Source organism: Dolichospermum heterosporum TAC447 (assembly GCF_024584745.1).
In the GTDB taxonomy this organism is placed as follows: domain Bacteria; phylum Cyanobacteriota; class Cyanobacteriia; order Cyanobacteriales; family Nostocaceae; genus Dolichospermum; species Dolichospermum heterosporum.
On record NZ_CP099464.1, the window covers coordinates 3,583,197 to 3,598,551 of the forward strand.

Here is a 15,355-nt window from a genome sequence, read left to right on the forward strand (position 1 = left end):
GGTGATCCCTTAAGCCATTTTTAACTTAATTTGACACCAATGAGCAAAAGCTAAACCCCTACCTACTTCCGAATTCTTTTATTTTATAGCAGTATGCACTTAAATGAGATACAGTCATAACCCCCCTCCTCGCTTGCGGGGAGGGGGTTGGGGGTGGGGTTCTTGTATTTCACCCAACCAATAACCGCTATATCTACATCCTTTCTAAAACCTTAATTCCCAACAAAGATAATCCCAACTTCAGCGTTTTTGCAGTTAAATCACATAACATTAACCGCGAAGTTCTAGCAGGTTCTTCAGATTTGAGAACAGGGCAATTTTCATAGAACTTGTTAAACTTATCACTGAGTTGATACAAATAATCACACAAACGATTTGGTAATAAATCCTGTTCTACTTCCTTAATCACCTCATCAAGTTGCAGCAGATGTTTAGCTAAAGTTAATTCTGCATCTTCTCTTAGTAAGATTTGGCGATTTATTCCCAAGTTGGTAAAATCAATATTCCCTTGACGACTAATACCTTGAATCCTCACATAAGCATAGAGAAGATAAGGGGCTGTATTGCCTTTGAGAGATAACATTTTGTCATAACTAAAGACATAACTACTGGTGCGATTTTGGCTTAAATCAGCATATTTAACCGCACTAATCCCCACTACTTCAGCGACATTTTGCATAAACTCTTCTGTTTCTGTGCGTTCATCTTCTTGTAATCTCTTTTCTATGTCTGCACGGGCGCGGTTAATAGCTTCATCTAATAAATCTCGTAAGCGCACAGTATCCCCAGAACGAGTTTTAAATTTTTTCCCATCTTCACCTAATACTAAACCAAAAGGAACATGAACTAATTCCACATCATCAGGAATCCAATTTGCCTTTCTTGCGACTTGGAAAAATTGGGCAAAGTGGTTAGATTGTCCTTCATCTGTCACATAAACAATGCGTTTGGCTTTATCTTCTTGAATCCGATAACCTAATGCTGCTAAATCTGTGGTTGCGTAGTTATAACCACCGTCAGTTTTTTGGACAATTAAAGGTAAAGGACCACCTTCCCTATTTGTAAAACCATCCAAGAAAACACATTTTGCCCCTTGACTTGATTCTAATAATCCTGTTGCTGCTAAATCTTTAACAACTTTTGGTAATAAAGGATTATAAAAAGATTCACCTCTTTCTGTTAATTTTATATTCAGTAAATCATAAATGATTTGAAATTCTTGTCGAGATTGTTCACATAGCAATTTCCAAGCATGAAGTGTATCTTCCGCACCAGCTTGTAATCTCACAACTTCTTGACGAGAAGTTTCTTGAAAAATCGGATCTTCATCAAATCGCTGTTTGGCTTTGCGATAAAAATTAACTAAATCCCCAATATCTAAAGCATTTGCAGTAGTCAGTGCTTCTGGATAAACTTCCCGCAAATAGGTAATTAACATCCCAAACTGTGTACCCCAATCACCAACATGATTTAACCGCAAAACATTATGGCCACAAAATTCTAAAATCCGGGCAATAGAATCACCAATAATGGTAGAACGTAAATGTCCAACGTGCATTTCTTTAGCAATATTCGGACTGGAAAAATCAACAATTTGCTTTTGGGGATTTTTCGCTGTGGGTATTCCCAATCTATCATCTACCTGAATGGCGTTAAGTTGTGCTTCCAAGTAAGATGTTTGTAATTTAAGATTAATAAAACCAGGTCCAGCGATTTCTGGGGTTTCACAAATATCAGATACATCTAGTTTACTGACGATTTCCGCAGCGATAATTCTGGGTTGCTTTCCTAACTTTTTACTCAGGGATAAAGCCACATTAGCTTGATAGTCACCAAATTTAGGATTACTTGCAGCCACCAAAATTGGATCTGTATTGGTATAATCTGTACCAAAAGCAGCGACTAAAGCCTGTGTTAATTTGAGTTTTAGTTGTTCTTGTGTAGCATTCATTATGTAAATTGTATCTGTGTCAAAAGTGCTGTAATGCTTGATTTTAGCTTAAAAATATAGTTATACCAAACTAAGATCAAGCTGAACAGAATCATCAAATCCTTAAATTCATCCGTCTTTATCTGCGTTTATCTGCGTTTATCTGCGTTTAATTTTAACTAATACTTGATTCTATTAGCTAATTTACTGCTGACGTTCTTTGAGTTTAAGCATAGAAATTATCGGTGTTGCTGAGTAAAAGTATGATTTTATTATGCCTACGGCACGCTGCGCGAACACGCAGAGACGCTCCAGGCGCAGAGAGTAAGAGTTTGAGAGATGGGATTTTCGACTACCCGTTACGCTGTCGCTTTAAGCGAAGCCATGCCCGCAAGGGCTTTACACACCCTACTTTTGCAATTTATTTAATCCACATTCCTAAGAATAGCTAATACCTATAACCAAAAATTATATATGTATAAATATCACAATACAAATTTATTATATTTACGGTTGCACAACCCTAACCACGCATTGATATATTCACAGAAGTATTTATCAAAACAAAGTAAAAAAAGTAACACTTAAAAACAGGAATTTCTTTTATAAAAAATCAGCCGAGCCGTGCTAAAGTTTTGATCTTGTTATCTTCCTTAGCTGCTTCAGCTTATGTATCTGCCTTCTTTACATCCACAACACCTTGAAGAATTAGTCAAGAGCAGTGGTATAAACTTAGACTTAATTCTTTTAAACTTTAAATCGCTTCAGGGCATCAGTGCTTATGAATATTTGCTAATTTCTGACCAACTCCCTCGCACCAATACAGGGATGATTAGAAATGCTTGGTTACAGCGTTATTATCATGTTACCGCAGGTGGTTGGTGGTGTTCAGGACTAGACCCCCTCAACAATTGGCATAATATGGAATGGGGATGTTTTAAGCCCAACCAACCGCGACAAAATCAAAAAGGTAAATCCATCAAATATGAACATCCTCCCAGCACACCCACACGCATATTTTGTTTACGCATATCCTTACAAATTTGGCAAGAAGTTGGACAACGTTACAACTTAAGTTTACCGGAAAATATCACCATTAATCATGATGGTGAAGCCGAAGGTTTTTGGTCATGGGTAATTAAAAATAAAATAGCTATTGTTATTTGTGAAGGTGTGAAAAAAGCCGCAGCCCTTTTAAGTCAGGGATATGTTGCGATTGCGATTCCCGGTATTAATAGCGGTTATCGGGTCATTAAAGATGAATTTGGCAAAGTTACCCGTCGGCAATTAATCCCTGATTTAGCCGCATTTACACATACAAAACGCGATTTTTATATTTGTTTCGATTTTGAAACTCAAGGCAAAAAAATTGCCGCTGTAAATAATGCTATTTCCCAACTCGGTTATTTATTTCAACAACAAAACTGCCCTGTTAAAGTTGTCGAACTTCCAGGAAAAGAAAAAGGAGTTGATGAATTTATCATTGCTAAAGGTGCAACAGCATTTGATAAAATTTATCGTCAAAGTCTAGATCTAGATATTTATATTGCCCAAACCAAACCTCACACAGAGTTAACAATTCCGGCAGCACTTACTATTAACCGTCCTTATTTGGGAAACATTACCTTTCCTACCTCTGGTTTAGTGGGAGTTAAATCAGCAAAAGGTACAGGTAAAACCACAGCCCTAGAAAGCATTGTCCAACAAGCAAAAAACCATAATCAACCAGTTTTATTAATTACCCATAGAATCATCTTAGGACGGTTTTTATGTGATAAAATCGGCATTAAATGGGGTCTTGAACATCAAGAATGGAGTATAGAAGCTGATGAAGTACCTGTTACTTATCCTTTAGCAATTACCCCATCTTTAGGATTATGTGTAGATTCAATTTGGAAATTAAAACCCGAAGATTGGCGTGGTGCAATCTTAATTTTAGATGAAGTTGAACAATCTTTATGGCATTTACTCAATAGCAATACCTGTAAACAAAAACGAGTTAAAATTCTCCGCATTTTTCAACAACTAATTTCTACAATTCTCACAACTGGAGGATTAATCATTGCCCAAGATGCCGATTTATCAGATGTATCTTTAGAATATTTACAGACTTTATCAGGAATTAAATTAACCCCTTGGGTAGTTGTCAATGAATGGAAACCAGCAAAAGGTTGGGATACAACTTTTTATGATTCACCCAATCCTACACCCCTAATTCATCAACTGGAATTAGACCTAATTGCTGGACGAAGATGCTATGTAACTACCGATAGTCGTTCTGGACGTTACAGTTGTGAAACCATTGAACGTTATTTAAGGGAACGGTTACAAAAACTCAGAAGAGAATTTCCTGAAACCCTGGTAGTTAGCAGTCATACTACTAATACACCTGGCCATGCAGCCGTTGATTTGATAGCAGCAATTAATCAAAAAATTACTGATTATGATACTGTTTTTGTTACCCCTAGTTTGGGAACAGGAATTAGTATTGATGTCCAACATTTTGACCGAGTTTATGGTATTTTTCAAGGGGTAATTCCTGACTCAGAAGCCCGTCAAGCTTTAGCAAGAGTTAGAGATAATGTCCCCCGTGTGATTTGGTGTGCTAAACGCGGTATTGGCTTAATTGGTAGTGGTAGTACAAATTATCGGTTACTATCTCATTGGTATCAAGAAAATCAAAAAGAAAATTTGGCTTTATTAAGTCCTTTACACAAAATAGATGTAGATTTACCTTTAGTTTATGATCCCATTCATTTACGCACTTGGGCAAAATTATCTGCTAGGGTAAATGCCTCTATTCGTCTTTATCGGCAATCTATGCAAGATGGATTGATAGCTGATGGTCATTATATTCAAATGCGAAGTAATGAAGTACAAAACAACATTCTCCGTGATTTACGTTTAGCCTTTTTTGCCACTGAACCTAGTGATTTAGAAAATCGTAAACGGTTAATTGTCGAAATTGTAAAAGTGCAAAAAGATTGGGCGCAAAGTCGTCAAAAAGCTAAAGAAATTAAACGCAAAATCAAGGACATTAAGCAGCAGAATCAATTAGCAGCAGCCAATTCTGTAGCTACAGCCAAAGATATTAACTATGTAGAATATGAACAACTATTGACTAAACATTCTCTCAGTAATGCCGAACGTCATCAAGTTAATAAATATATTCTCAGACAAAGGTATGGAATTGTAGTTACTCCTCAACTGAAATTACAAGACGAAAAAGGATATTATGGGCAATTGTTAATTCATTATTATTTAACTCATGAAAGTGAATATTTTCATGTCAAAGATCAACAAGAATGGAGTCAGCAATTATTGTGGGGTGAGGGTAAGGTTTTTCTGCCAGATTTAAGAACTTATACTCTCAAGGTGGAAGCTATGCGGGCTTTGGGAATAATGCAATTTTTGGAAATAGAAAGGGTATTTACTGAAAGTGATGCTGACTTAATTTGGTTGAAAAATGTGGCTATACAAAGTAGTAGACATATTAAACGGGCTTTAGGAATTGATTTAGTTAGAGGTAAGGAATCTGTTGCGGGAATTAAGTTATTAAACAGGCTTTTAAGTTTGTTGGGTTTGAAGTTGCAACAAGTTAATGATGGTTATAAAATTGATTTAGAAACTCTCAATGATGGTAGAAATAAAATATTTACAGTTTGGCAACACCGTGATGATTTGATGTTAACTTCTTTACATAATATGGAACGAGAAATGGTGGATTTGTCTGGAAAATCTCAGTATGAAACTGTACTGACAAGTTAAACAAAAAACAGATCCCCGACTTCTCAAAGAAGTCAGGGATATAACTGTATTTGTGGTAAGATATATTTTGTGCGCTTACAAGTTACAAAATGAATAAAAATATCAATTTTGATGTTGTTAATGCTTTGCACCAACAGGGTTTAGATCATTATCATGATGGTAATTATCAACAAGCAATTGCTAATTTTGATGCAGCTTTAGAATTATATGCTAATTTTTCGATGGCTTACATTAATCGAGGTAATATTTTTCATGTTTTAGGGAATTATGAAAAAGCTATTGCTGATTATCATCAATGTATAAAAATAAATCCTAATTTTGCGGAAGCCTATCATAATCTTGGTAATAGCTATTATGCTTTACAAGAATATGAAAATGCGCTTTCTAATTATAATTTTTCTCTAGAAATTAATCCTAAATTTGGTGCAGCTTACTACAATCGCGGTTTAGTTTATGCTCGTATTCAAGATTATCACCAAGCGATCGCTAATTTTAATCAAGCATTAAAAATAGTTCCTGATGATATTCAAGCATACTATGAACGAGGTTTAGTCTATAGCAACTTGGGAGATTATGAAAGTGCTATTCAAGATTATAACCAAGCATTACAAATCAATCCCACCTTAGCTTTAGTATATGGGTTTCGAGCTAATGCACATCATCAATTAGGAAATTATGAAAATGCAGTTAAAGATTATAACCAAGCATTACAAATCAATCCCCATTTAGCTACAGCCTATTATGGACGGGGAATGGTACGAGAGGCTATGCAAGACTTTGTTAATGCAGTTACAGATTATACTCAAGCTATAGAAGTATCTCCAGAATTTGCCCCGGCTTATTGTAAGCGAGGTGATGCTTATAAGTTGTTAGGTAATATACAAATGGCTATTCAAGACTATAATCAAGCCTTGCTAATAGATACAAATTTTTTAGCTGCTTATTATCATCGAGGTAATAGTCGTTATGCAGTTAAGGATTTTGCTGGTGCAGTTAGTGATTTCACAGAGGCTTTACGCTTAAATCCCCAGTCTGCTGTATTTTATAGCGATCGCGCCAATGCTCGTTATGCCCTGAAAGAATATCAAAAAGCTATATCAGATTATACTCAAGCCATCAGCATTAACCCTAGTTTAGCTGAAGATTGGTTTAATCGAGGTCGGAGTCGCTTTCTGGTTGGAGACTTAAATAACGCATTAGCAGATTTAAACCAAGCGATACAATTACAGCCCCGTTATTCTTTAGCCTATTTAGTCAGAGCAGATATCCATAAACATTTAGGTAATCAGTTAGATGCGATCGCCGATTTTCGTAAATCTGCTGATCTCTATTCTCAGTCAGGAAATACGCGGTATTATCAGGAAATTACCAATCTGATTTCCAGAATGTCTCAGTCTTGAATAGGGGGTAGGGGAGTAGGGGAGTGGGGGGGGTAGGGGAGTAGGGGGAGTAGGGGGAGTAGGGGGAGTAGGGGAGTAGGGGAGTAGGGGAGAAATTTCTTTCTTCTTTCTTCTTTCTCCTGAACTCCTGAATGGGCGCAGGCCCTGCGCCCCTACCTTCTGATAGCGCAGCGTGGCGTTAGCCATACTCTTGACTCCTGGAGGGGGAAACCCCGCCCCTACTTAATTTCTCGATAGTGTTTTTGAAGATCCTCAATCGTAAATAAAGCCTCAAACTGCAACCCAGCCGACTCATATAGCTCCCCACCGCCCTGCAATCTATCTATGAGGGAAATTACCCTATCTACCGTATAACCAGCCGCCTGTAGCCTCTCCACAGCCTTGAGGGCAGATTGTCCAGTTGTTACCACATCTTCCAAAACCACGACTTTTGCCCCCTGGGGTAAACTGGGACCTTCAATATAAGCCATTGTTCCGTGTCCCTTGGCTTCCTTGCGAATAATTAAAGCTGGTATCGGTCTATTTTCGTACACAGAAACTACACTAACTGCTGATACAATAGGATCAGCACCCAAGGTCAAACCTGCCACAGATTGAGTATCTTTAGGTAACATTGGTAATAATAATCTAGCCATAGCCAAAGCACCTTGGGGGTCAAGTGTGACTTGTTTACCATTAATATAGTAAGAACTATGTTGTCCAGAGGAAAGAACAAAATCACCTTCTTGATACGCAAGTCGGCAAAATAAATCTAGTAACTTTTGACGGAGAGTAGTTAAATCAGTGGTAGTTGCCCAAATGTTTGGGTTGCTAGAAACTTCAGAGGAATAAGACATTACAAACAATTAAAAGTTGTGTTAAACCAAAATTGAAACTCAACAGAGTTATCTTTATTAAGCATAAATTAAGATTTACCCAAAAAGTAGCGAGAATCAATCAACTCCATTACCCTCGTTCCCAGACTCCGGCTGGGAATGCCCCCCATAGGCTCTGCCTCACACCTCAAAAATCAACCAACTCAACAGCCAATAAACTTGGTAATTCCAGATAATTCCGATAACTAGAATAGCGCCAATGAGATGGCTCATCAACATAACCACGTTGCACTGGATTATGATGAATGTAATCTAATTTTTGTCTAAACATTTCCTCATTAGAAATTGTTTGGGGGTGAAAACCTTCTTGCCAAAGTTGATAATCTTGTTTTGTTTTATGTTTTAATTTATGAACTTCCAGTTGCTGAAGTACATAACTGACGTTATTTTTCTCAAGTAAATTAATAATCGAACAAGCGGTAAATGATTTAAAATTTGCGATTTCTTTAGATAAGTTGGCAGCAGCAGCAATAAGATGAAGATGGTTTTCCATAATCACATAACGATACAATGTCAACCGCTGCTGGCATTGGAGAAAATTGACGGAATCTATAATAATTTGGGCAATTTCCATATTGCCAAATAATGGCATCCAATTTACCAATGTGCAGGTAAGAAAGTGGGGTTGAGTTCCTAATACATGATAGCGGCTGCGTCCCATTGTATTTTTTTGATTTATCTTGGTATTGAGGTGAGGCAGAGCCTCTGGGGGGCATTCCCAGCCGGAGTCTGGAAGAGTTACGCTTGACGATTTACTAGGGTGGCGCTGGCTTGGTCAACTGGCATAAGTATGACTTCGTTAATGTTAACGTGACTGGCTCTAGTGGCGCAGAAAAATATCACATCAGCTACATCATCAGCAGTTAGGGGTTTAACGCCTTGATACACCTTTTTAGCCCGTTCTGTATCACCATGAAAACGCACTTCACTAAATTCTGTTTCTACCATACCAGGGTCAACAGATGTCACCCGCACAGGAGTTCCTAAGAGGTCTTGTTTTAAGCCTTCAGAAATGGCTTTAACGGCTGCTTTTGTCCCACAGTATACATTACCACCAGGATAGGTTTGATGTCCGGCGATAGAACCGATATTGATAACATGACCATGATTCCGTTCCACCATTCCTGGGACAACATAACGGGTAAGGTAAAGCAAACCTTTGATATTAGTATCAATCATTTCTTCCCAGTCTTGAAAGTCGCCTTCCTGTAATTTACTTAAACCGCGACTTAAACCAGCATTGTTAATGAGAATATCAATATTTTTCCAAGATGAAGGTAAGTTAGCAATAGCAGATTCTACCGCCAAGCGATCGCACACATCAAGTTTTAATAAATGGATTTTCTCAGATGGAATATCTAACGAATTGGCTAATTGCTGTAACCGTTCCCACCGTCGTGCGGCTAAAATCAGTTTTGCACCAGCATTAGCAAAAATCTTGGCACAAGCAGCACCAATACCACTACTTGCACCAGTAATCAAAACAATTTGGTTTTGCATAGAAAAGTCCAGTAGGGGCGCAGGCCCTGCGCCCAAAAGTTAAATGCACCCAACAGTTAAAATAGTTATTACCCAGTCCCCAATCCCCTACTTCTTAACCACCTGTAACCGTTGAGTAATAATAGTCATATCTTCACCTCGGCGAATTACAGCGGAAATCCATTGAGGTCCGGGGGTAGAGGGTGCGCGTCCTATTTTGAAGAGTCCACCAGAATTGAGAAATTCTAAATTTGCAATTGTGGGGTTGAGGAGTTTGCTGCTTTGAATGGGTTCTTCTATGGCTGTTCCCAAGAGAAAATCTTCACCTAATGGTTCTTGGACAATGGCATCAAAACTATATTTTTCCCCAACTTTTACCTGTTGTGGTAATTTAATTTCTACTTGGGGTGGTTTACTGCCAGCGGTTAGTTGAGTCCGTTCTGATAGAATATCTTGCTGAACGATTTTTGCACCTGCGACTTTTTGCCGCGATTTAATTGTAGATTGCAGAGTTAAATTATTATTACCTGATGCTGGTAACCCGCTAATTGTGGTGACAGTATCCGCAATAATTGTATTGCCTTCCGATTTCCAAGATTCTAGCTTGGTTGTGTAACGTAATTTGGGATATCGTTTCCAAAGTCCTGTTAAGGCTTGTTCCATTGCTTTGCGATTTAAGCCGTCACCATGAGTAAATTTAGGGCTATAAAATTCCATGACACCGTTCACATTACCTTGATTAGCAGCATTATCAATTTGTGTTAATAGGTTAGTTAGTGTAGCAGGAGCATTTGCGGGTTGACCGGCTTGCGCCAATTGCCAAGTGCTGGATAAACCAATTGCTAGTACACTGGAAATTAGGGAAATACTAAGGCTTAATGTTTTGTTACGTTTCATTAATAAGGGGATAATTTTAGTCATAGGGAAGATTTTACTGATTTGATGATACAAGATCAGGAATTTGTTTTATCTTAATGAAACTGGGAGATAAATGGTATAGTCGGGAATGGTAAATCCATCAATTAGATTACTCATAGCAGCTAGTGGGACAGGTGGACACTTGTTTCCGGCGATCGCATTGGCTGAAAAACTGCCAGAATACAATATTGAATGGCTGGGTGTGCCAAATCGGCTAGAAACTCAGTTAGTTCCCAAGATATATCCTTTAAATACGGTTGCTGTTGAAGGGTTTCAGCAAGGTTTGAGTCTTGGTTCTGTCCGCACCTTGTGGAAATTAATCAGTTCGATTCTTAAAGTTAGACGGATTTTGCAACAAGGAAAGTTCCAAGGAGTTTTCACCACAGGGGGTTATATTGCCGGTCCCGCGGTGATTGCAGCGCGTTCTTTGGGTTTACCTGTGGTTTTTCATGAATCCAATGCTTTACCGGGCAAAGTTACCCGATTTTTTGGTCCTTGGTGTAAGGCAGTGGCAATAGGATTTGATGTAACTACTCAATATTTACCTGGGACAAAAACTGTCTATGTGGGTACTCCTGTTCGTTCTCAGTTTTTAGATGAGTCTGTTAATAACACTTTAGATTTACCTATTCCTGATGGTGTGCCTCTAATTGTGGTGTTTGGTGGTAGTCAGGGGGCTGTAGCTGTCAATAAATTAGTCCGACAGTCTGCGGACGCTTTGTTTCAAGCCGGTGCTTATATTGTCCATTTAACGGGTGATAATGATCCCGATATTAATAGTCTTCAACATCCTCAATATATCGCCTTGGCTTTTTATGATAATATGGCGGCTTTGTTGCGAAGAGCTAATTTAGCTATTAGTCGTTCTGGTGCGGGTAGCTTGACAGAATTGGCAGTTTGCGGTACTCCAGCAATTTTGATTCCCTATCCCTTTGCGGCGGAAGATCATCAATCTTATAATGCGGCAGTATTTACTCAAGCTGGTGCGGCTTTGTCCTTTAAACAGTCGGATTTAACTCCAGAAATATTTACAACTCAGGTATTGAATTTGTTGCAGTCTCCGACGGAATTAGGGAAAATGGGAGAGAAAGCTGCATCGATCGCTGTTCCTAATAGTGCAGATAAATTGGCGACTTTGGTGAGAGAGGCGATCGAAAATTAATTATCATTAACTTAAAATAGTCATGGCTAAATTGTGAGCATTTGGTGATATGGCGCGGTAGGATAGATAATATCTCTCAGATTTGCAACAATCGTTTACAAGTATTACAAAGATACAGCAGGAGTCAGGAGTCACCGAGTCAGGAGTCAGGAGTAAAACTGGTTTGCTGTCTGGCTTTGAATTTAGATTCTGTACCTCATTAATCTGTAAGTAACACTCTAAAAGATTTACCAGCCGCCATAACGGTGGATTAATGGCTATATTTACATTGAACTAGGAAAATTGCGAACTTTTGTAGCGATAGTTTGACTTTTATGATGAGAGAAGAGGACAAAGGGCATTTTCTCACCATGATAAAAGCCTGTTGTCATCAGTTGCTGATATTCCCAATGTGACTAATTTGCTGAAATGGAAAATAATCACAACAGTTTGACGAAGCTAAAGAAGGAGAATCGGGGTTTGGGAATGGAACGGTGGAAACAAGACTTCAAAAATGACCTGATTGCTGGTTTGCTGGTGGTAATTCCCCTGGCAACTACAATCTGGTTAACAATTACCATAGCTACCTGGGTAATTAACTTTCTCACCCAAGTTCCTAAACAACTTAATCCCTTTGATGGCTTAAATCCGATATTAGTGAATATACTTAATTTACTGGTAGGATTAGCCGTGCCATTATTAAGTATTCTGGCTATCGGTTTAATGGCTAGAAATATTGCTGGGCGATGGTTATTAGATTTTGGTGAACGGTTATTACAAGCGATTCCTCTGGCAGGACAGGTATATAAAACTCTTAAGCAACTCTTGGAAACTCTCCTAAAAGATTCTAATGGTAAATTTCGGCGGGTAGTTTTAGTAGAATACCCTCGTCCGGGCATTTGGGCGATCGCATTTGTCACCGGCGCAATTAGCAATGAAATCCAAAGTCAAATATCCCGTCCCGTCATCAGTCTATTTATTCCTACTACCCCTAATCCGACCACAGGATGGTATGCAGTAGTACCAGAGGAGGATGTACTTAATCTCTCTATATCTGTAGAGGATGCTTTTAAGATAGTTGTGTCAGGTGGTATAGTCGCCCCTAATATTCAATCACTAGAGCTTTCTCCACTGTCAGCAGGATCATCTTTAGAAATACAACAGCGGGAAATTCCCGAAATAGAAACTCAACTCGATACCAACCTAGCAAAGTGAACAAAAAATAGATAAGCTAATTGTTCATCTGTGCTAGAACTCATATATTTTTCATCATCCCAACTGTATGCAACGTCGTAAACCCCAACAAATAGCCCGCGAATTGGCTCTGTTAAGCCTTAGCCAATTACCAATTAACCCCAAGAAACTGGAAACCCTATCAGACGAGCAATTAGTCTCTAAGTTAGTTTTAGGGGCAGTCCGTACCCTCACATTAGAGGTACAGGACACATTGAACAATGCCGCAGGCGAACTACAACGGAGTAATGATCGCCTATTAACTAGCGAAACGAGAGCCGCTGACTTAAATACGGCTAGAACTATGTTGAAAGAGGCAATTTCCTATACCCAAATAGCTATCAATCAATTAGGTACATCCGTTGATTTTCCTGAATTAATTCAGTTAGCTAATCAAGATAAGGAAGTTCGTAATTACGCTAAAGCTATTATTATTACCGTTAGTGAAAATCATCAAGCTATCGAAGAATATATTTCTCATGCTTTAGTAGATTGGCAAGTTACCCGTCTAGCCCAAATTGATAGAGATATCCTGCAAATAGCCACCGCAGAAATAAAGTTTATGAAAGTCCCCGACAGCATTGCTATTAATGAAGCTGTAGAACTAGCCAAACGGTACAGTGGAGAAGACGGACATCGTTTTATTAATGGTGTTCTCCGCCGAGTTAGCGAACAAAAACAACCTGTTTGAATTGGTCATTAGTCATTAGTAAGACCTTTATTCCTTATTCTTCTTTCTTAACACCTGAACTCCTGATGGCGCGGCGTGGCGTTAGCCGTACTCCTGAATGGGCGCAGGGCTTGCGCCCCTACCTCCTGATAGCGTTCACGTAGTGTGCCGAAGGCATAGCGTGGCGTTAGCCATACTCCTAAACTCCTCTAATTAAACTACAATGGCTTTTAATTGGTTTCGTCGTCCGAATAATGAATCTGCTGATACTCCTGAAACTCAAAATCAGGAGGAAACACCCGCAGTAGAAGCAACTGAAACAGAAACAACCGAACTAGATACGGCGGATTTGTTGGCTTTTGCTAAAGCTGCTTATAAAAATATTCAAGAAAAACAACAAATAGAACCAGAGTCATCTGTGGCTGTTGAAGAAAATACTATTACTGAAGAAATAGTGGAAACTGAAGCAGAAGCAGAAACTGCATCGGTAGAAATCGCCACAAATACAGCAGAAATTACTGATGATGTTGTCAGTGAAATAGAAACAGCTAATTTATCTTTTTTAGAACGGGCTGCGGCTGAAAGAGAAGCTAAACAGGAGAAATTAATTGCTAGTGCGATAGAAACAGAGATTCCAGAAACACTGACAAACCGAACAGAAACAGAAGTCGAGATTCCAGAACTGGTGTTTGATGATGGGTTTAAGTGGTCAGCCAAGGTTTTAGCCGCCCAAGGGAGAAAAGCCGAAGATATTTCTCTAGAAGAAATTACTTGGTTGAAAAAACTGCGCCAAGGTTTAGATAAAACCCGACGGAATATTCTCAACCAACTCAAAGCAATTGTTGGTCAAGGACCTCTTAATCAAGCGGCTGTAAATGAAATTGAATCACTACTTCTACAGGCAGATGTGGGTGTAGAGGCAACGGATTATATTATTGCCGCGCTCCAGAAAAAAATACTTGCGGAAGTTACTCCACCGGAACAGGCGATCGCTTATCTTAAAGAAATTCTCAGAGGTATGCTAGATGCACCCCTGCAAAACCAAGATAAACCCAGCTTTGCACCGGAAAAAGACCAACTTACCATTTGGTTAATTACCGGAGTCAATGGCGCGGGAAAAACTACCACCATCGGTAAAATTTCTCACCTAGCCCAAAAATCTGGTTATAAATGCCTGATTGGGGCGGCAGATACATTTCGGGCGGCGGCTGTGGAACAAGTCAAAGTTTGGGGAAATAGAAGCGGTGTAGAAGTTATCGCCAATCCTGGGAAAAACACAGATCCAGCAGCAGTGGTATTTGATGCGATCGCCGCTGCCCAATCAAGAGAAACCGAACTACTATTAATAGATACCGCTGGGAGACTGCAAAACAAGAAAAACCTCATGGACGAACTCAGCAAAATCCGCAAAATCATAGATAAAAAAGCCCCTAATGCCCGCGTTGAATCCCTGTTAGTTCTCGATTCCACCTTGGGACAAAATGGACTGCGACAAGCTGAAGTATTTTCCCAAGCAGCACAACTCAGTGGCGTTGTTTTAACTAAATTAGACGGAACAGGTAAAGGAGGTGTAGCGATCGCTGTCGTCCAGCAACTAGGCTTACCTATCCGTTTTATAGGCGCTGGTGAAGGAATTGAAGATTTGCGTCCATTTTCTAGTTACGAATTTGTAGAAGCATTACTAAGCGGCTGATAACAAAAACCCCAGAAGTAAAACTTCTGAGGTATAAAGAGTTTTAGGAACGATTGAGAACAATAGCAATGTTGTGATCAGTTGGAGTAGGCAATCTTTAAACTGATCACAAAATAGCCTTGTCAGCATCTCAAACTAAGAACCTAAAAGCCCACAGGTCAACTACTTAAATACTCTAGCAGAGGTCTTTTTATCTCAGTAGCCAAGTTGGCATTTTTAAATTCTCAACTAAGTAGGTTGGCGTTGAA

11 protein-coding genes are annotated in these 15,355 nt (G+C 39.0%); 6 read left to right on the forward strand and 5 right to left on the reverse strand.

The window, feature by feature from the left end; genetic code table 11:
• Nucleotides 1–193 precede the first annotated feature (193 nt).
• Nucleotides 194–1,951, reverse strand: coding sequence for an arginine--tRNA ligase (gene argS, locus NG743_RS16080; protein WP_027403713.1), 1,758 nt, complete (start codon nucleotides 1,949–1,951; stop codon nucleotides 194–196).
• A 648-nt stretch (nucleotides 1,952–2,599) separates the two neighbouring features.
• On the opposite strand from argS, the gene NG743_RS16085 reads away from it, so the two are divergent.
• Both NG743_RS16085 and NG743_RS16090 read left to right on the forward strand, forming a co-directional pair.
• On the forward strand, nucleotides 2,600–5,698 hold the full coding sequence (locus NG743_RS16085) for a plasmid replication protein, CyRepA1 family (protein WP_257120428.1): 3,099 nt from the start codon (nucleotides 2,600–2,602) through the stop codon (nucleotides 5,696–5,698).
• Between the two features lie 89 nt (nucleotides 5,699–5,787).
• Nucleotides 5,788–7,098 (forward strand): tetratricopeptide repeat protein, encoded by a 1,311-nt coding sequence (locus tag NG743_RS16090; protein ID WP_257120429.1) that lies wholly within the window; start codon nucleotides 5,788–5,790, stop codon nucleotides 7,096–7,098.
• A 218-nt stretch (nucleotides 7,099–7,316) separates the two neighbouring features.
• On the opposite strand, the gene pyrE is transcribed toward NG743_RS16090, so the two are convergent.
• From pyrE to NG743_RS16110, 4 genes are all read right to left on the reverse strand, one after another.
• Nucleotides 7,317–7,934, reverse strand: coding sequence for an orotate phosphoribosyltransferase (gene pyrE, locus NG743_RS16095; protein WP_027403715.1), 618 nt, complete (start codon nucleotides 7,932–7,934; stop codon nucleotides 7,317–7,319).
• Between the two features lie 166 nt (nucleotides 7,935–8,100).
• Nucleotides 8,101–8,634, reverse strand: coding sequence for an REP-associated tyrosine transposase (locus tag NG743_RS16100; RefSeq protein ID WP_257120430.1), 534 nt, complete (start codon nucleotides 8,632–8,634; stop codon nucleotides 8,101–8,103).
• Nucleotides 8,635–8,711: 77 nt separating this feature from the next.
• Complete coding sequence (locus tag NG743_RS16105) at nucleotides 8,712–9,473, reverse strand: SDR family oxidoreductase (RefSeq protein WP_035082661.1); 762 nt, start codon at nucleotides 9,471–9,473, stop codon at nucleotides 8,712–8,714.
• Nucleotides 9,474–9,560: 87 nt separating this feature from the next.
• Complete coding sequence (locus NG743_RS16110; RefSeq protein WP_027403718.1) at nucleotides 9,561–10,373, reverse strand: DUF8623 domain-containing protein; 813 nt, start codon at nucleotides 10,371–10,373, stop codon at nucleotides 9,561–9,563.
• Between the two features lie 85 nt (nucleotides 10,374–10,458).
• On the opposite strand from NG743_RS16110, the gene murG reads away from it, so the two are divergent.
• The 4 genes from murG to ftsY all read left to right on the forward strand — a co-directional run bounded on the left by murG (nucleotide 10,459) and on the right by ftsY (nucleotide 15,107).
• Complete coding sequence (gene murG, locus NG743_RS16115; protein WP_027403719.1) at nucleotides 10,459–11,532, forward strand: undecaprenyldiphospho-muramoylpentapeptide beta-N-acetylglucosaminyltransferase; 1,074 nt, start codon at nucleotides 10,459–10,461, stop codon at nucleotides 11,530–11,532.
• A 408-nt stretch (nucleotides 11,533–11,940) separates the two neighbouring features.
• Nucleotides 11,941–12,726 carry a DUF502 domain-containing protein gene (locus NG743_RS16120; RefSeq protein ID WP_027403720.1) on the forward strand — a complete coding sequence of 262 codons (786 nt, stop codon included), beginning with the start codon at nucleotides 11,941–11,943 and terminating at the stop codon, nucleotides 12,724–12,726.
• 67 nt (nucleotides 12,727–12,793) lie between these two features.
• Complete coding sequence (gene nusB, locus NG743_RS16125; protein ID WP_027403721.1) at nucleotides 12,794–13,435, forward strand: transcription antitermination factor NusB; 642 nt, start codon at nucleotides 12,794–12,796, stop codon at nucleotides 13,433–13,435.
• A 202-nt stretch (nucleotides 13,436–13,637) separates the two neighbouring features.
• On the forward strand, nucleotides 13,638–15,107 hold the full coding sequence (ftsY, locus tag NG743_RS16130) for a signal recognition particle-docking protein FtsY (RefSeq protein ID WP_027403722.1): 1,470 nt from the start codon (nucleotides 13,638–13,640) through the stop codon (nucleotides 15,105–15,107).
• The last annotated feature ends 248 nt before the right edge of the window (nucleotides 15,108–15,355 follow it).

Coding starts and splice junctions, on each gene's coding strand:
- argS (WP_027403713.1), bottom strand. CDS start 1,951: ATGAATGCTACACAAGAACAACTAAAACTCAAATTAACACAGGCTTTA.
- NG743_RS16085 (WP_257120428.1), top strand. CDS start 2,600: ATGTATCTGCCTTCTTTACATCCACAACACCTTGAAGAATTAGTCAAG.
- NG743_RS16090 (WP_257120429.1), top strand. CDS start 5,788: ATGAATAAAAATATCAATTTTGATGTTGTTAATGCTTTGCACCAACAG.
- pyrE (WP_027403715.1), bottom strand. CDS start 7,934: ATGTCTTATTCCTCTGAAGTTTCTAGCAACCCAAACATTTGGGCAACT.
- NG743_RS16100 (WP_257120430.1), bottom strand. CDS start 8,634: ATGGGACGCAGCCGCTATCATGTATTAGGAACTCAACCCCACTTTCTT.
- NG743_RS16105 (WP_035082661.1), bottom strand. CDS start 9,473: ATGCAAAACCAAATTGTTTTGATTACTGGTGCAAGTAGTGGTATTGGT.
- NG743_RS16110 (WP_027403718.1), bottom strand. CDS start 10,373: ATGACTAAAATTATCCCCTTATTAATGAAACGTAACAAAACATTAAGC.
- murG (WP_027403719.1), top strand. CDS start 10,459: ATGGTAAATCCATCAATTAGATTACTCATAGCAGCTAGTGGGACAGGT.
- NG743_RS16120 (WP_027403720.1), top strand. CDS start 11,941: ATGGAAAATAATCACAACAGTTTGACGAAGCTAAAGAAGGAGAATCGG.
- nusB (WP_027403721.1), top strand. CDS start 12,794: ATGCAACGTCGTAAACCCCAACAAATAGCCCGCGAATTGGCTCTGTTA.
- ftsY (WP_027403722.1), top strand. CDS start 13,638: ATGGCTTTTAATTGGTTTCGTCGTCCGAATAATGAATCTGCTGATACT.